At 50.4% G+C, this 22,131-nt stretch carries 23 protein-coding genes; 18 read left to right on the forward strand and 5 right to left on the reverse strand.

Annotated elements, in window-relative coordinates:
* Positions 1-37: 37 nt before the first annotated feature.
* The gene (locus C2M34_RS04785) at positions 38-361 is read right to left on the reverse strand and encodes a hypothetical protein (protein WP_158677911.1); all 324 of its coding nucleotides are present in this window, start codon (positions 359-361) and stop codon (positions 38-40) included.
* Between the two features lie 412 nt (positions 362-773).
* The gene (locus C2M34_RS04790; protein ID WP_325042611.1) at positions 774-1,316 is read right to left on the reverse strand and encodes a GNAT family N-acetyltransferase; all 543 of its coding nucleotides are present in this window, start codon (positions 1,314-1,316) and stop codon (positions 774-776) included.
* Positions 1,317-1,386: 70 nt separating this feature from the next.
* Here C2M34_RS04790 and C2M34_RS04795 point away from each other — a divergent pair, with 70 nt between their 5' ends.
* On the forward strand, positions 1,387-2,058 hold the full coding sequence (locus C2M34_RS04795) for a tRNA-uridine aminocarboxypropyltransferase (protein WP_105200197.1): 672 nt from the start codon (positions 1,387-1,389) through the stop codon (positions 2,056-2,058).
* Between the two features lie 134 nt (positions 2,059-2,192).
* Positions 2,193-4,289 (forward strand): TonB-dependent receptor, encoded by a 2,097-nt coding sequence (locus C2M34_RS04800; RefSeq protein ID WP_105258196.1) that lies wholly within the window; start codon positions 2,193-2,195, stop codon positions 4,287-4,289.
* Positions 4,290-4,355: 66 nt separating this feature from the next.
* On the opposite strand, the gene suhB is transcribed toward C2M34_RS04800, so the two are convergent.
* Complete coding sequence (gene suhB, locus C2M34_RS04805; protein WP_105214686.1) at positions 4,356-5,159, reverse strand: inositol-1-monophosphatase; 804 nt, start codon at positions 5,157-5,159, stop codon at positions 4,356-4,358.
* 214 nt (positions 5,160-5,373) lie between these two features.
* On the opposite strand from suhB, the gene trmJ reads away from it, so the two are divergent.
* From trmJ to C2M34_RS04870, 13 genes are all read left to right on the forward strand, one after another.
* A complete protein-coding gene (gene trmJ / locus C2M34_RS04810; RefSeq protein ID WP_105200206.1) occupies positions 5,374-6,105 on the forward strand; it encodes a tRNA (cytosine(32)/uridine(32)-2'-O)-methyltransferase TrmJ in 732 nt (243 codons plus the stop codon).
* A gap of 163 nt (positions 6,106-6,268) precedes the next feature.
* Positions 6,269-6,760: a Fe-S cluster assembly transcriptional regulator IscR gene (iscR, locus tag C2M34_RS04815; RefSeq protein WP_105200207.1), complete on the forward strand. Its 492-nt coding sequence runs from the start codon at positions 6,269-6,271 to the stop codon at positions 6,758-6,760.
* A gap of 32 nt (positions 6,761-6,792) precedes the next feature.
* On the forward strand, positions 6,793-8,010 hold the full coding sequence (locus tag C2M34_RS04820) for an IscS subfamily cysteine desulfurase (RefSeq protein ID WP_105200208.1): 1,218 nt from the start codon (positions 6,793-6,795) through the stop codon (positions 8,008-8,010).
* Positions 8,011-8,044: 34 nt separating this feature from the next.
* Positions 8,045-8,428 carry a Fe-S cluster assembly scaffold IscU gene (gene iscU / locus C2M34_RS04825; protein WP_105200209.1) on the forward strand — a complete coding sequence of 128 codons (384 nt, stop codon included), beginning with the start codon at positions 8,045-8,047 and terminating at the stop codon, positions 8,426-8,428.
* A 9-nt stretch (positions 8,429-8,437) separates the two neighbouring features.
* A complete protein-coding gene (gene iscA, locus C2M34_RS04830; protein ID WP_105200210.1) occupies positions 8,438-8,761 on the forward strand; it encodes an iron-sulfur cluster assembly protein IscA in 324 nt (107 codons plus the stop codon).
* Positions 8,762-8,853: 92 nt separating this feature from the next.
* Positions 8,854-9,381 carry a co-chaperone HscB gene (gene hscB / locus C2M34_RS04835; protein WP_105200211.1) on the forward strand — a complete coding sequence of 176 codons (528 nt, stop codon included), beginning with the start codon at positions 8,854-8,856 and terminating at the stop codon, positions 9,379-9,381.
* Between the two features lie 39 nt (positions 9,382-9,420).
* Positions 9,421-11,283: a Fe-S protein assembly chaperone HscA gene (hscA, locus tag C2M34_RS04840; protein WP_105258197.1), complete on the forward strand. Its 1,863-nt coding sequence runs from the start codon at positions 9,421-9,423 to the stop codon at positions 11,281-11,283.
* A 3-nt stretch (positions 11,284-11,286) separates the two neighbouring features.
* Positions 11,287-11,625: an ISC system 2Fe-2S type ferredoxin gene (fdx, locus tag C2M34_RS04845; RefSeq protein WP_105200213.1), complete on the forward strand. Its 339-nt coding sequence runs from the start codon at positions 11,287-11,289 to the stop codon at positions 11,623-11,625.
* A gap of 71 nt (positions 11,626-11,696) precedes the next feature.
* Positions 11,697-13,130, forward strand: coding sequence for an NAD-dependent succinate-semialdehyde dehydrogenase (locus tag C2M34_RS04850; RefSeq protein WP_105258198.1), 1,434 nt, complete (start codon positions 11,697-11,699; stop codon positions 13,128-13,130).
* A 92-nt stretch (positions 13,131-13,222) separates the two neighbouring features.
* On the forward strand, positions 13,223-14,110 hold the full coding sequence (locus tag C2M34_RS04855; protein ID WP_234398767.1) for an NTP transferase domain-containing protein: 888 nt from the start codon (positions 13,223-13,225) through the stop codon (positions 14,108-14,110).
* Positions 14,111-14,132: 22 nt separating this feature from the next.
* A complete protein-coding gene (locus C2M34_RS04860; RefSeq protein ID WP_105258199.1) occupies positions 14,133-15,239 on the forward strand; it encodes a phosphotransferase enzyme family protein in 1,107 nt (368 codons plus the stop codon).
* Between the two features lie 130 nt (positions 15,240-15,369).
* Complete coding sequence (locus C2M34_RS04865; RefSeq protein WP_105200216.1) at positions 15,370-16,752, forward strand: Gfo/Idh/MocA family protein; 1,383 nt, start codon at positions 15,370-15,372, stop codon at positions 16,750-16,752.
* Between the two features lie 289 nt (positions 16,753-17,041).
* A complete protein-coding gene (locus C2M34_RS04870; protein WP_105258200.1) occupies positions 17,042-17,281 on the forward strand; it encodes a hypothetical protein in 240 nt (79 codons plus the stop codon).
* A gap of 13 nt (positions 17,282-17,294) precedes the next feature.
* Here C2M34_RS04870 and C2M34_RS04875 read toward each other — a convergent pair whose 3' ends face one another.
* A complete protein-coding gene (locus C2M34_RS04875; RefSeq protein ID WP_105200309.1) occupies positions 17,295-17,555 on the reverse strand; it encodes a YfhL family 4Fe-4S dicluster ferredoxin in 261 nt (86 codons plus the stop codon).
* 265 nt (positions 17,556-17,820) lie between these two features.
* Here C2M34_RS04875 and C2M34_RS04880 point away from each other — a divergent pair, with 265 nt between their 5' ends.
* Positions 17,821-18,690 carry a kinase gene (locus C2M34_RS04880; RefSeq protein ID WP_105258201.1) on the forward strand — a complete coding sequence of 290 codons (870 nt, stop codon included), beginning with the start codon at positions 17,821-17,823 and terminating at the stop codon, positions 18,688-18,690.
* Here the strand turns inward: C2M34_RS04880 and trhP are convergent.
* The gene (trhP, locus tag C2M34_RS04885; protein ID WP_199878773.1) at positions 18,675-20,045 is read right to left on the reverse strand and encodes a prephenate-dependent tRNA uridine(34) hydroxylase TrhP; all 1,371 of its coding nucleotides are present in this window, start codon (positions 20,043-20,045) and stop codon (positions 18,675-18,677) included. The two genes, C2M34_RS04880 and trhP, sit on opposite strands and share 16 nt — an antisense overlap.
* Positions 20,046-20,327: 282 nt before the next feature.
* On the opposite strand from trhP, the gene ndk reads away from it, so the two are divergent.
* Both ndk and C2M34_RS04895 read left to right on the forward strand, forming a co-directional pair.
* Positions 20,328-20,759, forward strand: coding sequence for a nucleoside-diphosphate kinase (gene ndk, locus C2M34_RS04890; RefSeq protein WP_105200219.1), 432 nt, complete (start codon positions 20,328-20,330; stop codon positions 20,757-20,759).
* A gap of 168 nt (positions 20,760-20,927) precedes the next feature.
* Positions 20,928-22,058 (forward strand): bifunctional tRNA (adenosine(37)-C2)-methyltransferase TrmG/ribosomal RNA large subunit methyltransferase RlmN, encoded by a 1,131-nt coding sequence (locus tag C2M34_RS04895; protein ID WP_105200220.1) that lies wholly within the window; start codon positions 20,928-20,930, stop codon positions 22,056-22,058.
* Positions 22,059-22,131 lie beyond the last annotated feature (73 nt).

Consider the following 22,131-nt stretch of genomic DNA (forward strand, 5'->3'; position numbering starts at 1 on the left):
TTTATGCTTCGCTATGATTGCGAATTAAACTGCTAGTTCACATGCTCGGCCCTGGCCAACTGCCTTTTTGGCAGAGATAAACCAGTTGCTGGCATGCTTGAACAAAATCACGGCCGTTACGCTCTGCAAGCATGGCATTCGTGAGTTGTTCACGCGAGAGTTTTGGCGTTACTTCTTGCAGCGCTTCAAAGGTGTCTAACACCCTTTCCGCTAGCCCTTTTCGGTACTGCTCGATGTGAGCGAGCCATACCGGCATATATTCGTGTCGTACCTTGGCGCCATCTAGTGCACCAATTGGCTGATGCCCCTGACCTTCTATTAAGGTGCAGCTCAGTGCCATAAAGCTATTTATTTTATCCATCTGCTCACCATACCTGTGTAATACCAGTTCACTTAAATAGCTAATCATTCCAGCGGGCTAAATATCATGTTCACTGTGTCGGAACTTTCCCATGTAGAATGCTCCATAAGAAAAATTCCGCCTTGTGAACATAGCATTTATCCAGCGCTATCTCTGATCACATACTCAACAGAATTGGTATCAGCTCTCAAACTAGAGATTACAAAATATAGCCGTATTTTTGACAGCCTGACATTACATCTGATTACAAAGTGAACAGTTTGTGTTTTTTAACCTGGGTCAGAGCAGGGCTCAAAGCCGCAGTTATTTGGCTATGGTTTTGATATTTTTCGGCTTTCGCTTAATAAAATAGCGCGGGATAAGGCTAAAAGAAAATGTGTATTTTTTTCGTAACTATTTTTGTCAGTGGCACTTAACGTGCCGCCATTTCATAGTAGACCACATCCCAGTCGCCCATGGGATCCTGATGGGTATAGCTGCGAATATACTCCATGCCCAGTTTTTTCATAATGGCTATCGAGCCTTGGTTATCTTGCTCGGCAATGGCGCAAAAGTGGCTTATATCATCTTGTTTACGCAATGCCTGTACCACGGCCGCCGCGGCTTCACTAGCATAGCCCTTGCCCCAGCTGATCTGTTTAAAGCGCCAGCCGAGTTCTAGGTTAAGCCACTGGGGCTGCTCGCTAAAAAATTGGTAGGGGCGTACCAAAACCCAGCCCAAAAAGCGCTGCTCGGTTTTTTCTGTGACCTGCCAAAGACCCCAGCCTTTTTCCGGGTTCAGGTATTTGGCCAGACGCGGCAGGGCTATCTGATCTATGTCTTTGCGGGTACTGGGTTTGCCGCCATTAATGTATTTCATCACCGCCGGATCCTGGTCGAGCTCGAAGAACAGGTCGCCATCGTCAAGCGTCATAAGACGGTAGCTGAGGCGTTCGCTGTCGGGGATAGTGATCATGTTATTTACTCCGTGTTTGCTCTACAATACGCGCCCGAATCAAACCAAGGCAACCCCAAGGCGGAACCAGGTGACCAATTCTGTATTAAAACTGCGGACCCAACAAATAGCAATGGCAAAGCGCGAGTTTAAAGCCCGTGGCAGCAAGCTCAGCCGTTGTGAGTCTTGCCTCTTGGCCGAGCCTTTATGTATTTGTGCCGGGGTCGAGCCGGTGCCCTGTGGCGTTGCGGTTTGTATGCTGATGTACCATAACGAAAGCTTTAAGCCCTCCAATACTGGGCGCTTAATCGCCGATATAGTCCCCGATAACCATGCTTTTCGCTGGGACAGAACTGAGCCGGATCCCGCTTTACTGGCGCTGATTGCGGATCCCCAATATCAGGCTTATGTGGTGTTCCCGAGTGAAGGCATGGCACCGGAGCGAGTTTGTACCCAGGTTCAGCATCAAGGGGATAAAAAGCCCTTGTTTATCTTTTTGGATGGCACCTGGCGCGAGGCCAAAAAGATGGTGCGCAAGTCGCCTTATCTGGATGCTTTACCCATTCTTTCCATCACTCCGGAAAAGTTATCGGACTATCGTTTGCGTGTTGCCCCCCATGCACACCAGCTTGGCACCGCTGAGGTGGCGATCATGGTGTTGCAACTGGCCGGTGAGACAGAAGCCGCAGAAAAATTAGAGCAGCATTTTGTCGCCTTTCGCGGCGCCTATCTAAAGGGCAAACGCTCTAAGCTGAGTGAGTAGTCATGGGATGCCTTTTTCCCTTTGCTATTGCGCCGCTTTTACGCCCCGCTTAAGTACCTAAACTGTTCATTTAATGGCTTGATTTTGCTAGACTCGGTGTTCCATTTTTAATTCAGTAGGGATGCCTTCCCAGCATGAATGCACGTTTATGTTTATTAGCCTGTGCGGTCGCTCAAAGCCTAAGTGTTAGCGCCTTTGCAGATGAAAGTGAAATTGAACGAATTATTGTTACCGGCGACTTTAAAAGCGAGTCGATTCAAGAGCTAAGCGCCAGTGCCAGCCTCTTCTCTGAAACCGAAATTGCCGCTCGCGATGCCAAGTATTTGGATGAGCTGTTAAATCAGGCCGCCAACGTTAACTTTACCGCTGGGGCATCGCGTGGTCGTTTTGTGCAGGTGCGTGGCATAGGCCTGCGTTCGCAATTTGTTGACCCCATTAACCCTTCCGTGGGCATGGTGATAGACGGTATTAACTATTCTGGCCTAGGCGGCGCGGCCATGCTGTTCGATGTCGATCAGGTGGAAATCTACCGTGGCCCTCAGGGCACACGTTTTGGCGCCGATGCCATGGCCGGGATGATCCATATGGAAAGTGCCGATCCGACCGTGACGCCAAGCCTTAAGGTCAAGCTGGGAGCGGGTAACTATAATGCCTGGGATGCAGGTATCGCCGCGGCCACCGGCTTTGGTGAGAAAAGCAGTGTGCGTGCCAGCTTCTATCAGAATAAATCCGATGGCTATATGAAAAATGCCTATCTGGGTCGTGATGATACTCAGAATATCGACGAGCAGGTCGGACGCATCAAGCTGCACTCGCAACTTACCGAGCACTGGCGCGCCGAGTTTGTTGCTCATTTTATGGATATAGATAACGGCTATGATGCCTTTACTCTGGATAACAGTCGTATCAGTGTGGCGGATCAGCCGGGTAAAGATACTCAGGAAAGTAACGCCTTTGGTCTGAGTAATATCTATACCGGTTTTGATTTTGCCGATATCGCCCTGAATCTGACCGCCTTAGATGCGGATATGCTTTATAGCTATGATGAAGACTGGGTCTGTAATGACCCGCAAGAGCCAGCGCTGTGTAAAGCTGGCTTGCACCCTTGGGGTTACAGCTCAACCGACAGCTACGAGCGTGAGCGTCAAGATCACAGTGCCGAGCTGCGCTTTACCTCTAAAGCAGGTGACTGGGTCGGTGGCCTGTATTATCAGTCGCGCGAGGTTGACTTGCTGCGCCAGTATACCTGGAATGACGGCGATTTTACTTCTAACTATGATAGCGACAACCTGGCTATCTATGGTCAAGTTGAGACCCCAATCAGTGATAAAACCCGCTTAGTCACCGGCTTGCGCGTTGAGCGTAACGAAGGTGACTATATGGATGTCCATGGCGTAAGCGAAACCGTTGACGATACCATGATTGGCGGTAAGGTCGCTCTTGAGTATCAAGTGGTACCACGCACCATGATCTACACCAGTATCAGCCGCGGTTATAAGGCCGGTGGTATCAACGCCGAGGCCATCGCCAAAGCCAATGATGAAGGTTTAAGTCAGGATGCGGAGTTTTTCCTCAACCATCGTACTTTTGATCCAGAATATCTGTGGAATGCCGAGTTCGGTGTGAAGGGCAGTTCAGCCGATCAACGTTTGAATCTGCGTATTACCGCGTTTTATATGTATCGCGATAATATTCAGCTTAAAGCTTGGAAAACCGAAGATCAGCAATTTGCCGGTTACTTCGACAATGGCAACAGCGGTGAAAATTATGGTCTTGAAATTGAAGGCGAATACGTTTATTCACCACGTCTAACCCTAAGCGGTAGTCTGGGTTTGTTGGAAAGCGAAATCGACGGTTTTGTTACAGCCGATGGCATTGATCAAACAGATCGTGATCAGGCGCAGGCGCCTAATTATCAATATGCCATCAACGCGCGCTTTAATATTACCGATGCCTTATCTGTGAGTGTGGGCATGGAAGGCAAGGACGAGTATTACTTCTCCAACAGCCATGACTCGCAAGCACCTCATGCGAATCTGGTAAATGCCAGCATTGGCTATCAGGCGGATTACTGGGGCTTAAACTTCTGGGTGCGTAATGCCTTGGATGAGGATACTTATACTCGCGGCTTTGAGTTTGGTAACAACCCGGTAAATGAATACGCTACGCAAACCTATGTGCAATATGGTGAGCCGCGTGTAGCGGGTGTGAGCTTTACTTACGAGCTGTAACGGTTAACGAGACATAAAAAAACGCGAGCTAAGGCTCGCGTTTTTTTATTGCCGATAAAGGAGTGATTATTTCAATAATGACTCTGTAAGTACCGGACGAATTTCTTTTACAAGGGCTTGAGCCAGCTTAGGAGCACCACATACTATGTTGCCGCTTTTCTCAAAGTTTGCACCACCGGCGAAGTCCATCACCAAACCACCTGCTTCTTTAACAAGTAGCTGACCTGCGGCTGTATCCCAAGGTTTCAAACCAATTTCGAAGAAGCCATCAACGCGACCGGCAGCTACGTAGGCCATATCCAGCGCTGCAGAGCCCGCGCGACGAATATCAGAGGTGTGTACGAATAGGGCTTTAAAGGCTTCCATATAGGCATCCATATGGTGCTTGTGCTTGAACGGGAAACCTGTTGCCAGCACGGTACCAGACAAGTCTTTAGCGTTGCTTACACGGATACGCTTGCTGTTAAGCTGGGCGCCTTGACCACGACTGGCGGTGAACAGCTCACCACGGATTGGGTCATAAACAACCGCTTGTTCGATGCGACCTTTTACCTTAAGGGCAATCGATACACAGAAATGCGGGATATCTTGGATAAAGTTAGTGGTGCCGTCGAGAGGATCGACAACCCATAGGTAATCTGCGTCAGAACCTTCAAGTTGACCTAGTTCTTCACCCACAATGCTGTGGTTTGGGTACGCTTTTAAGATGGTTTCGCGAATAACGGCTTCAGCCTCTTTGTCGACGTTAGTCACAAAGTCGTTGTTGCCTTTTTGAGTGGCTTCAACTTTTGATAAATCTTCACAGGCGCGCAAAATCACCTTACCTGCGTTTCGCGCAGCGCGAATCGCAATGTTTAACATTGGATGCATAGCATTACCTTTGGGTTGTAAAAGAACAATATTTTGAGCCGGCGTATTCTAACGATTTTACTGACAAAGTAAATAAAGTTCGTAAAAATAATTGCTGTTTTTTTAACCGCAATGCATCTTTGAGGGTAAAGATGGAGGAAATTTCAACTCCTGCTGGCAAGGCTTATGATAAACTAGCGCGCAAATTGGTTATTGAAAGCATAAGCACATCACTATGGCGTTAGAGAATATTCGCATTGTATTAGTTAACACCTCACATTCGGGCAATATCGGCTCCGCCGCACGGGCGATGAAAACCATGGGCTTTAGCAGCCTGTATCTGGTCGACCCGGCCTGTGAAATCGACAGTCATGCCAGTGCCTTGGCGGCCGGTGCCACGGATATTCTTGGCACTGCAACCACAGTCTCGACCTTAGAAGAAGCTCTTGAAGGCTGTAGTCTGGCGATTGGCACCAGTGCGCGCTCACGCACCCTGAGCTGGCCCATGGTTGATCCCCGTGGCTGTGGCGAAAAGCTGGTTAGTGAGTCTCAGCAAGGCCCTGTGGCCCTGGTCTTTGGTCGTGAAAACAGCGGCCTCAGTAATGATGAACTGCAACTGTGTAATTTCCATGTTTGTATTCCCGCGAACCCAGAGTACAGCTCACTGAACTTGGCTATGGCGGTGCAAACCCTGTGCTATGAAACCCGCATGCAGTTCCTTGATAGGCAAGAGCAGGTGGTTGAAGAAGATGAAGCCGAATACCCGAGCAACGAGCAGATGCAGCGCTTTTATGAGCATCTGGAAAAAACCTTTGGCGACACCGGCTTTATCATTAAGCAGCACCCGGGTCAGGTTATGACCAAGCTAAAACGCTTGTTTAACCGAGCGCGTCCAGAGCAACAGGAGCTGAACATTTTGCGAGGCATGTTGACCTCGGTCGACAAGCAGATGAAAGACCCTAAATAAAGGGTCAAATCCATACTTTTCAAAGCGGATAAATACTTGACTAAATCACTCAGGTATTTACAATGTGAATGAATACCCGAGTATTTCACTCAAGTACTAGTAAATACTTGACTCTAATACTCAGGTAATTAAAATTCACACTCTTGATGAGTATGGGGGCGTTATGAAGTTAACATCTAAAGGCAGATATGCGGTTACCGCTATGCTCGATGTTGCGCTACACACAGATGTTGGGCCCGTTCCCCTTGCCGACATTTCCGAGCGGCAAGAAATCTCCTTGTCTTATCTGGAGCAATTATTCGCGCGCTTGCGTAAGCAAGGTTTGGTGACCTCGGTACGAGGCCCTGGCGGCGGTTATTTGCTCGGCAAAGAGGCCAGTGCCATTTCCGTGGGTGATGTGATTAGCGCCGTAAATGAGTCGGTGGATGCCACTCGTTGTCATGGTGCTGAGGGCGGCTGCCAAAGTGGTATGCGTTGCCTTACCCACACCCTGTGGACTGAGTTAAGTCAGCGCATTGAAGAATTTTTACATGGCATCACGTTAGCCGAGTTGGTCAATAAGTCCGACATTAAAGAAGTGGCCCAGCGCCAGGATAAAAGCCTAAGTGATGCCCTGAGCAAGTTAGAGAATATAGAAGTCAGCTGTCAATTGTGAGCAACCCCAGGGTTGCCGTGAGCGGAGAAAGTATGAAGTTACCAATTTATTTAGATTATGCAGCAACAACGCCAGTGGACTCGCGCGTTGCCGAAGAAATGATGCAATGCCTGACAATGGAAGGTAATTTTGGTAACCCAGCATCACGTTCGCACCGCTTTGGTTGGCAGGCCGAGGAGGCAATCGATCAGGCGCGTCACGATATCGCTGAGCTGATTAATGCCGATCCACGCGAAATCGTATTTACTTCGGGTGCCACAGAGTCAAATAACTTGGCCATCAAAGGTGCCGCTAACTTCTACAAGAAGAAAGGCCAGCACATTATTACCGTGCGCACCGAGCATAAAGCGGTAATCGACACTTGTCGTGAGCTTGAGCGTCAAGGTTTTGAAGTAACCTATATGGACGTGGAAGCTAACGGTCTGCTTGATCTGAAAAAGCTTGAAGCCGCCATGCGCGATGACACCATCCTAGTAAGCGTAATGCACGTAAACAACGAGCTAGGTGTGATTCAAGATATCGCCACCATCGGCGAGATGTGCCGTGAGCGTAAGATCATGTTCCACGTTGATGCTGCACAAAGCGCTGGCAAGGTGAAAATTGACCTGCAAGAGCTGAAAGTTGATTTCATGTCCTTCTCTGGCCACAAGGTCTATGGTCCTAAGGGTATTGGTGCCCTTTACGTGCGTCGTAAGCCACGTGCTCGCCTAGAAGCACAAATGCACGGCGGTGGTCATGAGCGCGGTATGCGTTCGGGCACACTAGCCACGCACCAGATCGTTGGCATGGGTGCGGCTTTCCGCATCGCTAAACAAGATTTCGATAAAGATCACGCCCATATCAGTGCCTTACGCACTCGTCTAATCGACGGCATTATGAAGGATATGGACGAAGTATACTTCAACGGTGCACCAGAGCACTCTGTGCCTGGCATAGTCAATATCAGCTTCAACTTCGTTGAAGGTGAGTCGCTGCTAATGGCAGTTAAAGACATTGCGGTTTCTTCAGGTTCAGCCTGTACATCGGCCAGCCTTGAGCCTTCATACGTATTGCGTGCCCTAGGTCGTAACGATGAGTTGGCGCACAGTTCAATCCGTTTCAGCATTGGTCGCTTTACCACCGAAGAAGAAATCGACTACACCGTTAAACTTATTAAAGAGTCTATTAGCCGACTTCGTGAGATGTCTCCACTTTGGGAGATGCATCAAGAAGGGATTGATTTAGAGTCGGTTGAGTGGGCACATCATTAAGCCTTGGCAGTAACAAGGTAGCGAGGTAAAAGTTATGGCATACAGTGATAAAGTAATAGATCACGTAGAGAATCCACGTAACGTTGGCTCTCTTGACAAAAATGATCCAAGCGTAGCGACGGGCATGGTTGGTGCACCGGCGTGTGGTGACGTAATGAAGCTACAAATCAAGGTTTCTGAGCAAGGCGTTATTGAAGACGCGAAGTTTAAAACTTACGGTTGTGGTAGTGCCATTGCATCATCATCATTGGTAACCGAGTGGGTTAAGGGCAAGACTCTTGACGAAGCTGCGGAAATCAAAAACACCGACATCAGCGCCGAGCTTGAGTTGCCACCGGTGAAAATCCACTGCTCAATTCTGGCAGAAGATGCGATCCAGGCAGCGATTAAAGATTACAAGAGTAAACACGGCAAATAAGGCAGTAGTATGGCAATCACCTTAACAGATGCAGCGGCGGAGCGCGTAAAATCCTTTCTAGACAATCGTGGTAAAGGATTGGGTCTGCGTGTGGGCATTAAAACCACAGGCTGTTCAGGGCTTGCCTACGTTCTTGAGTTTGTTGATGAACTTAGCGAAGGTGATGAAACCTTCGAGCACAAGGGCGTAACGGTCGTGGTCGACGCAAAGAGCCTGGTATACATAGATGGTACCGAGCTGGACTTCACCAAAGAAGGTTTAAACGAAGGGTTTAAATTTAATAACCCGAACCAAAATGGTGAATGTGGTTGCGGCGAGAGCTTTACCGTATAACGGCACTTATTGGGCAAGGCGTTGCTCAGGATCAGGTATTGTATTCGCTTAAGCCCTACCTTATGTAGGGCTTTTCGTTATAAAGGTTTTTCATGCGTTATTTTGAATTGTTTTCGATCCCGGTAAATTATGACGTCGATCTGCAAGTGATCGGCGCCCGCTATTTAGATTTGCAACGGGCGGCGCATCCGGACCGACACAGTGGCGGCAGTGAGCGAGAAAAGCTGCTGGCGGTGCAAAAAACGGCGGAAATTAACGATGCTCTGCAAACCCTTAAGCACCCCCTTAAACGCGCCGAATATATGCTGGCCGAGTTAGGTCTGGAAATTCGTGGCGAGCAGCAAACCCTGCAAGATCCTATGTTCTTGATGCAGCAAATGGAGCTGCGTGAAGAGCTTGAAGAGGTCAAGACAAGCGATGACCCAGATGCAGCGATTGCCAAGCTAGAGCAGCACATTAAAGAGTTGAACAACGAATACAGCAATGAGCTGCAAAGTCTATTAGCCAGCCAGGATGAAAATGATTGGCAAAAAGCGGCGGATAACGTGCGAAAACTCAAGTTTGTTTTTAAATTAAAAGACGAGCTGGAGCGCATTGAAGATGAATTATTTGACGACTAGTGACTAATCAGCATTGAGTAAAAAGGTTTTATAACACACATGGCATTACTGCAAATTGCTGAGCCGGGGCAAAGCACGGCACCTCATGAACATAAACTCGCGGTAGGTATCGACCTAGGTACCACCAACTCCTTGGTGGCCACGGTGCAAAGCGGCGAGGCCAGAACCCTCACCGATGAGCTGGGTAACGCCATGTTGCCTTCCGTTGTGCGCTATTTAGAGCAAGGCCATGTGGTTGGCCAAGAAGCTGCGGTTCATGCCGCAGACGACCCGCATAATACCCTGATTTCGGTTAAGCGTTTCCTAGGTAAAACCCAGGCGGAAATAGAAAGTAGCTATGGTCAATTGCCCTATGAATTCAGCGATGACAACGGCAGTTTGCATATTCGTACCCGCCAAGGCGATATCAGCCCGGTACAGGCATCGAGCGATATCTTAAACGCTCTGCGTGAGCGTGCCGAGCAAAGCTTCGGTGGCGATACTATTACCGGTGCGGTGATCACGGTTCCTGCCTATTTTGATGATGCCCAGCGTCACAGTACCAAGGATGCGGCGCAACTGGCCGGAATCAAGGTGCTGCGCCTATTGAACGAGCCAACCGCCGCGGCGGTAGCCTATGGCCTGGACTCGGGCCAGGAAGGGGTAATCGCCGTGTATGACCTGGGCGGTGGTACCTTTGATATTTCTATCCTGCGCCTCAATAAAGGGGTGTTTGAAGTGCTGGCTACCGGTGGTGACTCAGCCCTCGGCGGTGATGATTTCGATGCGTTATTAGTTGAACACTTCAAGCAGCAAACTTCAGCTCAAAACCTATCGGCCAATACCCTGCGTTTATTTATCAATAAAGCGAAAGCTTGTAAGGAAGCACTTACAAACTATGCTAAGGTCAATGTTGGACTAGAGTTTGATGGACAAACGCATACAGTTGAAGTCACCCGTGAATTATTCGCCGAGCTGGCTCTGCCCCTGGTGAAGAAAACCCTGCGTAGCTGTCGTCGTGCCCTCAAAGATGCCGGTATAAGTACGGATGAGGTGCTCGAAGTAGTAATGGTCGGTGGTTCGACCCGCATGCCTATCGTGCGTGAGCAGGTGGGTGAGTTCTTTGCTAAAGAGCCGTTAACCAGCATAGACCCGGATCGCGTTGTGGCCATTGGTGCCGCCATTCAGGCGGATATCCTGGTAGGCAACAAGCCGGAAGCGGATATGTTGCTGTTGGACGTATTACCCCTGTCTCTTGGTTTGGAAACCATGGGTGGCCTGGTCGAGAAGATCATTCCTCGCAATACCACCATTCCGGTAGCGCGCGCGCAGGAATTTACCACCTTTAAAGACGGGCAAACGGCCATGTCACTGCATGTGCTGCAAGGCGAGCGTGAACTGGTTGACGATTGTCGCTCTTTGGCTAAATTCAGTCTTAAAGGTATTCCGCCTATGGCCGCCGGTGCGGCGCATATTCGCGTGACCTTCAATGTGGATGCCGACGGTCTGCTAAGCGTGACTGCGATGGAGAAATCCACCGGCGTACAGGCGGAAATTCAGGTGAAACCTTCATTTGGCTTATCCGATGATCAGGTAGCCGAGATGCTTAAGTCCTCGATGAGCAACGCCAAAGAAGATATGCAGGCGCGTATGCTCAAAGAGCAGCAGGTAGAAGTCTTACGCGTACACGAAGCTTTGGAAGCATCGCTTGCCACCGACAGCCACTTACTGGACGAGCAAGAACTGGCGACGCTACGTGAAGCCATGGCTGAGATGCAGGCGATCAGTGCCAGCACCACAGAGCCACAAAAGATTAAAGACGCCATCGAAAAGGTGGATGCGGCGAGTAGCGAGTTTGCCGCCCGTCGTATGGATGCATCAATTAAAAAGGCCTTGAAAGGCCAATCAGTAGATGAGGTATAAGCAATGCCACAAATTATCTTTTTACCCAATGAAGAGCTATGCCCAGAGGGCGCAGCCATCGAAGCCAAGGCCGGTGAGACGGTATTGGATGTGGCGCTTAAAAATGGCATCAGCATTCCTCATGCCTGCGAAAAGTCCTGTGCCTGTACTACCTGCCATGTGATTATTCGTGAGGGCTTTGACTCCTTGGAAGAAAGCGATGAGCTTGAAGATGACATGCTGGATAAAGCCTGGGGGCTAGAGTCTGAGTCGCGCCTGGGTTGCCAGGCCAGAGTAGCCGACGAGGATTTGGTGGTTGAGATCCCCAAATACAACCTCAATATAGTGAATGAAGAGCATTAAGCTTTCACGCATGTAAATTAGAAAAAGCCGCTGTATCATAGAATCAGCGGCTTTTTTATTGGGAGACTTATATGAGTACGGCCTTGTTATTTACCCAGTCCTTTATCGATGGCCAGTGGCTAGAGGGAGAGGGGGAGTTTGATGTATTTAATCCCGCCGACAACAGTGTTTTGGCGAGCGTATCCCGGGTAACAGCGGCTCAAGTCGAGCAAGCCATTAGTGCCGCCGAGCGGGCCTTTAGCAGTTTAAAAAATACCAGTTGTGAGCATCGTGCCCAGGTGCTTGAGCGTTGGTATGACCTGGTGATGGCCAACCAGCAGGCACTGGCCGAGCTGATGACCAAGGAGCAGGGCAAGCCCTTGGCGGAAGCGCTTGGGGAGGTTAAATATGGGGCCGACTATATAAAATGGTATGCCGAGCAGGCTAGGCGCAGCTATGGTGAGCTTATTCCCGCCAGCAATGACAAGCATAGAATTTCGGTTATTAAGCAAGGTGTGGGCGTGGTGGCTGGCATCACTCCGTGGAATTTTCCAATTGCCATGATCACCCGCAAGGTGGCACCGGCTTATGCCGCCGGGTGCAGCTTTATTTTAAAACCCTCCGAGCATACGCCTTTATCTGCCTTGGCCCTGGCGCACTTAGCCCATGAAGCCGGCTTCGAACCGGGCGCTTTTAATGTGCTGCTGAGCGATCGCGCCAAGGAAGTGGGTGAGCAGCTCTGTGCTTCAGAGGTGGTGCGCAAATTCACCTTTACCGGCTCTACCGCCGTGGGCAGGCAATTACTGGCCCAGTGTGCCCCAACGATAAAACGCACCTCCATGGAGCTTGGCGGTAACGCACCCCTGCTGGTGTTTGCCAGCGCCGATCTGGATAAGGCCGCCGATGGCATTATTGCCAGCAAATTTCGCAATGCCGGACAAACCTGTGTCTGTGTAAACCGAGTCTTGGTGGATGAGAGCGTCGCTGAGGACTTAACCGCCAAACTGGCCGAACGAGTCCAGGCCTTAAGGGTGGGTGATGGCTTTAGTGCCGGGGTGGATATTGGTCCCTTGATTTACCATGCCGCCAAAGACAAGGTGTTGCAACTGGTTGAAGACGCGCTTGAACAAGGAGCCAAACAGGTTAACCAGGCTGCTTCCTTAGACGGTAACTATGTGGCGCCGCTGTTGCTTACCAATGTAAATGCCGAGATGCGCATCAGTCAGGAAGAGATCTTTGGTCCCGTGCTTACCGTCGCCACCTTTAGCGATGAGGCCGAGGCGATTACTCAGGCCAATGCCGTTCCTTATGGTTTGGCGGCTTATTTTTACAGTCAGGACATAAGCCAGATTTACCGTGTCGGCGAGGCGCTGGAATACGGTATGGTGGGGATCAACGAAGGGCTTATTTCCAACCCGGTTGCCCCCTTTGGCGGCGTAAAGCAATCGGGCCTGGGACGCGAAGGCGGCCATCAGGGACTGGACGAGTATCTGGAAGAAAAGTACCTGTGCTTAAATATCGGTTAGCGGCATTTAAACGGGTATGCTAACTCAGATATTTGCAGTGCCTGGCCGCTAGTCGTTACACTCTCACTTTTGCAGTAATGGAATAAGTGCGTGTGAATCCTCATATTAGTTTGGTCGTGTTGGCGGGCGGATTAGGCAGTCGGTTTGGCGGCGCCAAGCAAATCGCCCCGCTGCCCGGAGTCAATCGCACCATAATGGAATTGAGCATTGAAGATGCTTATCACGCCGGTATTCGCCATCTGGTGCTGGTGATCAACGCTGCCGTGCGCGCTTATATTGAGCAAGAGATATTGCCTAAGCTGCCCGCCGATCTGGAAGTCACCCTGGTTGAGCAGCGCCTTGAAGATGTTCCCGCCGAGTACGCACAGCGTGCAGCACAGCGGCAAAAGCCCTGGGGCACGGGTCATGCACTGTTATGCGCGAAAGAGGCGGTTATCGACAAGGCCATAGTGATCACCGCCGATGATTATTACGGCAGCCTGGCCTATAAACAACTGGTGCAACACTTTAAGCACAGTGACAACTGGGCCTGTGTGGCCTATCCGCTGCAACAAACCTTGTCGGAGCAAGGAGGGGTTAATCGCGGTATTTGTGCCCTTAATGAGCTGCAGCAACTCGTGCGTGTGGATGAAGTGCTCAATATCCAATACCAGGAAGATGGCACCTTAGTTGGCCTCAACGACAAAGGGCAGGCGAGAACTTTGGCTTCGGATGCCCTTGCGTCCATGACCTTTTGGGGGATAGACAAGCGACTCTTTACGATTTTGGCAGAAAACTTTGCTGACTTCCTTGGTCACCATGACAAGGGCAACGCAAAGGAGTATTATCTTCCCGATCAAATCCAATACGGCATTGACCAGCACTTAGCTGTGGTCGAGGTATACGCCGCCAAGCAGGCTTGGATGGGGATGACCTATAAAGATGAATTGCCCCTACTGGCTCGGAATATCGCCGCGCTTAAGGGATTAAGCCATAAGTAACGGGGCTGCCAAACATACACCTATGAATACAGATTATTATGCGCAGCTGTTAGCGCAGCAATACGGCTTTGCGCCACCACTGAGCTTAAAGGCCATAGGCAACGGCCATATCAATACCACCATGTTGTTAGGACATCGCGATGGCAGTGTGGTGGTACAGAAACTCAATACCCAAGTCTTTCCTGAACCCGAAAAACTAGTCGCCAATGCCCGTAAAATTGAGCAACACCTGATGCAAAAACATCAGGCAAGCCAGTATGATCTTGAAGTGATCAAGCATGTGCCCACCCTGGAGGGGAGCTATTTGCTGAGCATTGATGGTGAGCATTGGCGGGCCTTGGAATTTATCGGTAACAGCCGCAGTGAAGAGGTGGTGCAGTCGCCCTTGCAGGCTCAGGTTGCTGCCAGTGCTTTTGGTCGCTTTGCCGCCGCGCTGCAGGATTTCGACGCCGAGTCCTTGTATCCGGTGATCAAGGATTTTCATAATCTCGCCATGCGTATGGACATGCTGGAGCAGGCTGTGCAAGCCGATAAACTCGGTCGTGTTAAAGACGTACAGCAGCAGTTGGATTTTTGTCGCGAGCAAGCTTTCCTAATAGATGAAGTGGTGACGGTTACCGCGCAAATACCTTTGCGTCCTTGTCATAACGACACCAAAATCAACAATATGCTGTTTAGCGACAAGCAGGGTACGTCAGAGCCAAAGGCTGCGCCCGCGGCTGCACCCGCGGCCAAAGCCGTTATCGATCTGGACACCTGCATGCCCGGTTATTGGTTATTCGATTTTGGCGACATGGTGCGCACCTTCTGCTCGCCGGAAGAAGAAGACAGTATTAACCTGGCGAATGTGCGGGTGCGTGAAGAAATCTTTGCCGCCCTGGTGAAGGGCTACATTGAGCCTTTAAAGGCGCACATTACCGCCGAGGAAAAGGCCAGCTTCTGGCTTGGCGCCAGGGTGATGCCCTTTATGATCGGGGTGCGTTTTCTTACCGACTATATCGACGGCGACCATTATTTCAGCATTAAGCATGGCCGCCATAATCTCGACAGAGCCAATAATCAGTTTGCCCTGTATGGCAGCGTACTGGCACAACAAGAAAGGCTTAAGTCGCTGATTGATAATGCTTAAACTACAGACCCAGCAAATAGCTGGGTTTTTTATCGCTTTCATTTGCCATTAATCTCGTTCCTTTTGCCTGCCTTGGTGCTTTACGCTAGCTTGCTAGAAAAGCCTGGAAAGACAAGACTGAGGAACGAGCATGAAACAATTCAACAGACGCGATTTTTTAAAGGCGGCGGGAGCGGTGGCCGGTGCCGCCGCAACGGCGTCGATGGCGGGCTGCGCCGGAACTGCCGCTGGTACTGCGGCTACACCAAAGGCTCAGGGCCAGTCGGTGATCGGATTAATCGCCCCAAAAATGGATGTGGTGCGGGTCGGCTTTATCGGTGTGGGTCAGCGTGGCTATGGCCATGTAAAACGCATGAGCTACATTGAGGGCGCCGAAATCAAAGCCATTTGTGATACTCACCAAGAGGTGCTGGATCGCGCCGTCGACTTCCTGGTTAAAGAAGGCAAGGAAAAACCCACCGCCTACGGTGACAGCGAGCTGGCCTATAAAGACATGTTGGCCCGCGATGATATTGATATCGTGATTATTTCCACGCCCTGGCGCTGGCATGCGCCCATGGCCATCGACACCATGAACAGTGGCAAGCACGCCTTTGTCGAGGTGCCACTGGCGCTGACGGTTGAAGAAATGTGGGAGATAGTCGACACCGCCGAGCGTACCCAGAAAAACTGCATGATGATGGAAAACGTCAACTACGGCCGTGACGAATTGATGGTATTGAACATGGTGCGCCAGGGTGTCTTCGGCGAGTTACTTCACGGTGAGGCGGCCTATATTCATGAGCTGCGCTGGCAGATGAAAGAAATCGAGCACAAGACAGGCTCGTGGCGTACCGCCTGGCATACGCGCCGTGATGGCAACCTTTACCCCACGCACGGTTTGGGCCCGGTTTCCCAGTATATGAATATCAACCGGGGTGATCGTTTTGATTACCTCACCTCCATGAGCTCGCCTGCCCTGGGCCGTGCCGCCTACGCCCAGCGTGAATTCCCGGCGGAGCACGGGCGTAATCAACTTAAGTATATTGCTGGCGACATGAATACCACGCTGATCAAAACCGTTAACGGCCGCAGTATCATGGTGCAACACGATACCACCACGCCGCGCCCCTATAGTCGTCACAACCTGATCCAGGGCACCAATGGAGTTTTCGCCGGTTTCCCCAATCGTATTGCCTTGGAGCATGGCGGCAACAAGAGTTTCCACGAATGGGAATACGATATGCAGCCCTGGTACGATAAATATGATCACCCCTTGTGGCAGAAAATGGGCGCTGAAGCCGAGCGCAATGGTGGTCACGGCGGTATGGATTTCTTGATGTTCTGGCGCATGATCTATTGCCTGCGCAATGCTGAGCCTTTGGACCAGGATGTCTATGACGGCGCTGCATGGTCGGTAATTTCGCCGCTGTCAGCGCAATCGGTGGCCAATCGCAGTGAGTCCATCACTATTCCAGACTTTACCCGTGGTGCCTGGCGCAGCGCCACACCCCTGGGCATAGTCGGCGCATAACACAGCCCTAGATGTATGCCGGCTTTGTAGGTCGGTCTTTTAGGCCGACAAAAATGCCCTTCTGTAGCAATGTCGGCACAGCGCGCCGACCCACAAAATCATATTTCTAGATGGATGACGATAAGTGTCCGGCCTTGGACACAGAGGTGTCCGGTCGCGGACGCTATTTGTATGGTGAAAATAGAATCCTGTTTACAGGTTGTTGAATTCTATGGTTATTTTATTTTGGCACGGTCGTTGATAGTAACTAAGAGACATTTATTTACTAGCTTGAACCAAGGATACCATTATGAAATACCTACATGCAGCCATAGTTTCCGGTCTACTGTTAATGAGTTCACTGACCCATGCCAATACCCTGGTGCAGGAAGTGGAGCAGGCCATTAAGCAGACCACCCAAGAGGCGTTGGCCCAGTTAGTGGCGGCGCAGAAAAAGGCCATACAGGACTCGCTCACCCAGATGTTGTTGCAGCCAACGAAGGCGCTGCCGAGAGACAAAAAAACTGATGTCACGCCTGCTAAGGATTAATCCATGTGGGTGGTTAGTTGGGCTCGTCGCCTTGTGTTAGCTGTACATATTTATCGGCGAGCTCAGCGAGTGTTTCCTTATGCTCGGGATCCGGCTTAATACAGTCGATAGGGCATACGCTCACACAGGTTGGGTTATCATAATGGCCGACGCATTCGGTGCATTTACTCGGCTCTATTTGATAAATCTCCGCACCCATATAAATGGCACCATTTGGGCACTCGGGTTCGCACATATCGCAGTTAATGCATTTGTCGTTGATCAGTAATGCCATTTTTTTACCCCATAAACGCAGGTGCGCGATGGTACATAAAATTCCCCTGTGACTCACTAGCCAAGGTGAGGCTAATTCGCCTTGTTTTGATCTAAAACAAAAAATGCTTGATGTGTAAATGTCGCTCGGTTGGGCTTCTTGTTGCACCAAACTGGTGCCAATCTTCAAGGTGGAGTAAATAAGCCACTGTTTTATAATGTACTTATATGTTGGCCCAGGGTATGCACTGAGGCTAGACAGGGTATCAAAAGGGCAAAGCGCTAAGATGGATACAACGGCATTTTTATCTCGTCATAAACTGACAGCTCAGTATGGGGCACAGATCACGGACTATTTTGCGCCCTTGGCGCAGCAAATTAGTGCCACCAAAAAGCCAAGGGCAGCAGTGTTTGTGACTATCAACGGCGCGCAAGGCTCGGGCAAAAGCACTCTGGCGGATTATCTCGCCTGCCACCTGCGGGAAGAAGGCGGACTCAATGTCTGCGCCTGCTCCTTGGATGACTTTTACTATTCTCAGGCGCAGCGTTATGAATTGGCGCAGCAGGTGCATCCCTTATTGGTGACCCGGGGCGTGCCCGGGACACATGATATCGCCCGTTTGCATAAGCTGGTGGACGCTGTCCGTGAGGGGCAAGCACCGCTGAGCGTGCCACGCTTCAATAAAGCGATGGACGAGCCCTGTGACCCCGGGGAGTGGCAGCACTTCTCGCGCCCCATCGACGTGCTTATTATTGAAGGCTGGTGTGTGGGCACACCAGCGCAAAGCGAAGAAGCCTTGCTGGTGCCCATTAATGCCCTTGAGCAAGAGCAAGATGCGGATGGCCGCTGGCGGCGCTATGTGAATACTTGCCTGGCACAGCATTATCAGCCGGTATTTGCCGATGCCGATATCAGTATAATGTTGAAGGCGCCAAGCTTCGATGCGGTGCTGGCCTGGCGCTGGCAGCAGGAGCAAAAACTGATTGCCCGCGTCGGTCATACGGCCCACACCATGAGCAAGACGCAAGTCGCTGATTTTATAAGCTACTTTGAGCGCCTTACCCGTCATGCCTTAACTCAGTTACCACACCGCACTCAGGTGGTGCTGGAACTGGATTTAGAGCGCCGTATTACCGCCTATCACAATGCCTTGTAGTCTGACCCCAGGGTAGGGAAGGGGTTACGAGTGTCCTGACCCGGCATTAAGTTGCGCAGCAGGATGGCTTTGTCCAGGTCGATATCCTCAGGCAATGGAATACGAACTATATGGCCCGAGCCCTTAGCATCGTCTATGCTTTCGCCCTTTTTATTTTCCATATGCTCAAGGTTAAAGTTGATATTGCCCTGTGGCGTCATCAGCTCTAACGAATGGCCGGTACAGAATTTGTTTTTCACATCGATTTCCACCAGGCCATTGTTGGTGCGTCCTAACACTTCACCGACAAACTGCTGCGAGTCGGAGACCGAATGGCCATAGTCATAATTTTGGTAGTCCTGATGTGCATGGCGCTTTAAGAAGCCTTCGGTATAGCCACGGTGTGCCAGATGCTCCAGGCTCTTCATCAGCGTCGGGTCGAAGGGCTTGCCGGCCACCGCATCGTCGATGGCGCGACGATAAACCTGAGCGGTGCGTGCCACGTAATAGAAGGATTTGGTGCGGCCTTCTATCTTCAAGCTGTGCACACCCATACGCGTCAGCGCATCCACATATTGCACCGCGCGCAGGTCCTTGGAATTCATGATGTAGGTGCCGTGCTCGTCTTCGAATGCAGGCATGTATTCCCCCGGGCGACCTTGCTCTTCGAGCATAAAGACTTCCTTGGTTGGCTCACCCAGGCCCAGAGTCGGATCGATCTTGTGCACCAGGTCACCGGTTTCTGTTTCTTCGCCGGGTTTGACATCATAGCTCCAGCGACAGGCGTTGGTGCAGGTGCCTTGGTTCGGGTCACGCTTGTTGATATAACCGCTGAGCAGGCAACGCCCAGAATAGGCCATACACAGGGCGCCGTGCACAAACACTTCTAACTCGGTGTTAGGGCAAAGCTCGCGGATTTCACCGATTTCCTCCAGTGACAATTCCCGGGATAAAATAACCCGCTCTATGCCTTGCTTAGCCCAGAACAGCACGCTGGCATAGTTCACCGCATTGGCCTGCACGCTCAAATGAATGGGCATATCCGGCCATTTTTCTTTTACTAGCATGATCAGACCCGGATCGGACATGATCAGCGCATCCGGTTTCATGGCGATAACCGGCTCGATATCACGCAAATAGGTTTTTACCTTGGCATTATGCGGCGCGATGTTAGACACCACGTAAAGCTTTTTATTTTGCGCATGGGCTTCATTGATACCCAGCTCTAAGTTGGCGAGATTAAATTCGTTGTTGCGCACCCGTAAACTGTATCTGGGTTGTCCGGCATAAACCGCATCGGCGCCATAAGCAAAGGCGTAGCGCATATTTTTTAAGCTGCCCGCCGGGCTAAGTAATTCAGGAGTAAAGATAGACATGGTTAATTCCTTGGCTGAGTCCGAGTCAACTGAGGTAAAAAATAGCGGCGGATTCTAGCGCGTGTGCCCGCTGTGGATTTTGATTTGGATCAGGGTTTGGGTGAGCTGGTGGAGCTGCATCCGGTCTATGGCCCGGGTTCCGTGAGGCCCATTAGTCAAAGCGTCACAAAAATTTGTTAGTCTTGCCCGGGTCACAATGTAGTAGGATTTTCATGCTAAAGCGCGTATAATTCGCGCCCGGTAAAGTTTAACACTTAAATTTAACGTTATTTGGAGCAACACATGGCTTTAGAGCGCACTTTCTCTATCGTTAAGCCTGATGCGGTAGCTAAAAACCACATCGGTGCAATCTACAACCGTTTCGAGTCTGCTGGTCTTAAGATCGTAGCATCTAAAATGGTTCACCTTTCACAAGAGCAAGCTGAAGGCTTCTACGCTGAGCACAAAGAGCGTCCTTTCTTTGGTGCCCTTGTTTCTTTCATGACTTCTGGTCCAGTAATGGTTCAGGTTCTTGAAGGTGAAGATGCAGTACGTAAAAACCGCGAAATCATGGGTGCTACTAACCCAGCTGAAGCGGCTGCTGGTACTCTACGTGCTGACTATGCTGACAGCATCGACGAGAACGCGGTACACGGTTCAGACGCTCCTGAGTCTGCTGCTCGCGAAATCGCTTACTTCTTCGCTGAAGAAGAAATCTGCCCACGTACTCGTTAATTTCGAGTTGTAAGCAGAACCAGGGAAGGGCCTTCAGGCCCTTTTCTTGTCTCATGCAATTCCTTAGTTTATTTGCTCTGCGCTGAGTGAACTAAGAAATTGCTATAATGGTTAAATTGTGTACAATTGCCGCCTTCGTTTTATCCGTCACCTGATAGAGGTTTATTCATGGCCACGACTGAGAAAAAAATCAATTTACTCGATTTTAATCGCCAAGGTATGCGCGACTATTTTGCATCCATTGGTGAAAAGCCGTTTCGTGCCGATCAGGTGATGAAGTGGATCTATCATTTCGGCATCGATAACTTCGAAGAAATGAGCAATCTGAATAAGAAGCTGAAGGCTCGCCTGCAAGCCGAATGTGAAATTCGTGCGCCGGAGATCACGGTTAAACAACCTTCTAGCGACGGTACTATCAAGTACGCACTTATCCTTGATGGTGGCCAGGAAGTAGAAACTGTGTGGATCCCGGAAAAAGACCGCGCTACCTTGTGTGTGTCTTCTCAGGTTGGCTGTGCCCTTGAATGTACCTTCTGCTCGACCGCGCAGCAGGGCTTTAACCGTAACCTTAAGGTGTCGGAAATCATAGGTCAGGTGTGGCGTGTGGCCAAAGATATCGGCCTGCATGGCGATAGCACCCGTCGTCCTATTACCAATGTGGTCATGATGGGCATGGGTGAGCCTTTGCTAAACCTTAAAAACGTCGTGCCTGCGATGGAACTGATGATGGACGATTGGGCCTTTGGCCTGTCGAAACGTCGCGTTACCCTAAGTACCTCTGGCGTGGTGCCGGCCCTTGATTTGCTTAAAGAGCAAATCGACGTGGCTCTGGCTATTTCTTTGCACGCACCGAACAATCCATTGCGTGACGAGTTGGTACCAATTAACAAGAAGTACCCGATCGAAGAGTTCCTGGCCGCTTGTCGTCGTTATATCGACGGGTCTAAAGCGAATAAGGAAGTGACGGTAGAATACGTGATGCTGCAGGAAGTAAACGATAGCACGGATCATGCCCATGAGTTGGTGCAAACCCTAAAAGGCACGCCTTCTAAGGTGAACTTGATCCCATTCAACCCCTTCCCGGGCAATGAATATGGTCGTTCCAGCAACTCACGCATTGACCGTTTCTCCAAGGTACTGCAAGCCGCCGGCATTACCACCATAGTCAGACGTACCCGAGGTGATGATATCGATGCCGCTTGTGGTCAGCTGGTGGGTGATGTAGTCGATAGAACCAAGCGACTGGCCAAACGCCAGGAGCGAGAAAAGAACGCAATCGCGGTAAATGTCTCTCAGTAACATAAAAATAAGCCCTTTTTTCAAATAATTGATGAAACAAAAGGGCTTTTCAGTAATGATAGGTGCAATAACG

The organism is Pseudoalteromonas sp. T1lg88, from assembly GCF_002964765.1.
Classification (GTDB): domain Bacteria; phylum Pseudomonadota; class Gammaproteobacteria; order Enterobacterales; family Alteromonadaceae; genus Pseudoalteromonas.

Bases quoted from the DNA above. Each gene is read 5' to 3' on its own strand.
- C2M34_RS04785 (WP_158677911.1), bottom strand. From the start codon at position 361: ATGGATAAAATAAATAGCTTTATGGCACTGAGCTGCACCTTAATAGAA.
- C2M34_RS04790 (WP_325042611.1), bottom strand. From the start codon at position 1,316: ATGATCACTATCCCCGACAGCGAACGCCTCAGCTACCGTCTTATGACG.
- C2M34_RS04800 (WP_105258196.1), top strand. From the start codon at position 2,193: ATGAATGCACGTTTATGTTTATTAGCCTGTGCGGTCGCTCAAAGCCTA.
- suhB (WP_105214686.1), bottom strand. From the start codon at position 5,159: ATGCATCCAATGTTAAACATTGCGATTCGCGCTGCGCGAAACGCAGGT.
- trmJ (WP_105200206.1), top strand. From the start codon at position 5,374: ATGGCGTTAGAGAATATTCGCATTGTATTAGTTAACACCTCACATTCG.
- iscR (WP_105200207.1), top strand. From the start codon at position 6,269: ATGAAGTTAACATCTAAAGGCAGATATGCGGTTACCGCTATGCTCGAT.
- C2M34_RS04820 (WP_105200208.1), top strand. From the start codon at position 6,793: ATGAAGTTACCAATTTATTTAGATTATGCAGCAACAACGCCAGTGGAC.
- iscU (WP_105200209.1), top strand. From the start codon at position 8,045: ATGGCATACAGTGATAAAGTAATAGATCACGTAGAGAATCCACGTAAC.
- iscA (WP_105200210.1), top strand. From the start codon at position 8,438: ATGGCAATCACCTTAACAGATGCAGCGGCGGAGCGCGTAAAATCCTTT.
- hscB (WP_105200211.1), top strand. From the start codon at position 8,854: ATGCGTTATTTTGAATTGTTTTCGATCCCGGTAAATTATGACGTCGAT.
- hscA (WP_105258197.1), top strand. From the start codon at position 9,421: ATGGCATTACTGCAAATTGCTGAGCCGGGGCAAAGCACGGCACCTCAT.
- fdx (WP_105200213.1), top strand. From the start codon at position 11,287: ATGCCACAAATTATCTTTTTACCCAATGAAGAGCTATGCCCAGAGGGC.
- C2M34_RS04850 (WP_105258198.1), top strand. From the start codon at position 11,697: ATGAGTACGGCCTTGTTATTTACCCAGTCCTTTATCGATGGCCAGTGG.
- C2M34_RS04860 (WP_105258199.1), top strand. From the start codon at position 14,133: ATGAATACAGATTATTATGCGCAGCTGTTAGCGCAGCAATACGGCTTT.
- C2M34_RS04865 (WP_105200216.1), top strand. From the start codon at position 15,370: ATGAAACAATTCAACAGACGCGATTTTTTAAAGGCGGCGGGAGCGGTG.
- C2M34_RS04870 (WP_105258200.1), top strand. From the start codon at position 17,042: ATGAAATACCTACATGCAGCCATAGTTTCCGGTCTACTGTTAATGAGT.
- C2M34_RS04875 (WP_105200309.1), bottom strand. From the start codon at position 17,555: ATGGCATTACTGATCAACGACAAATGCATTAACTGCGATATGTGCGAA.
- C2M34_RS04880 (WP_105258201.1), top strand. From the start codon at position 17,821: ATGGATACAACGGCATTTTTATCTCGTCATAAACTGACAGCTCAGTAT.
- trhP (WP_199878773.1), bottom strand. From the start codon at position 20,045: ATGTCTATCTTTACTCCTGAATTACTTAGCCCGGCGGGCAGCTTAAAA.
- ndk (WP_105200219.1), top strand. From the start codon at position 20,328: ATGGCTTTAGAGCGCACTTTCTCTATCGTTAAGCCTGATGCGGTAGCT.
- C2M34_RS04895 (WP_105200220.1), top strand. From the start codon at position 20,928: ATGGCCACGACTGAGAAAAAAATCAATTTACTCGATTTTAATCGCCAA.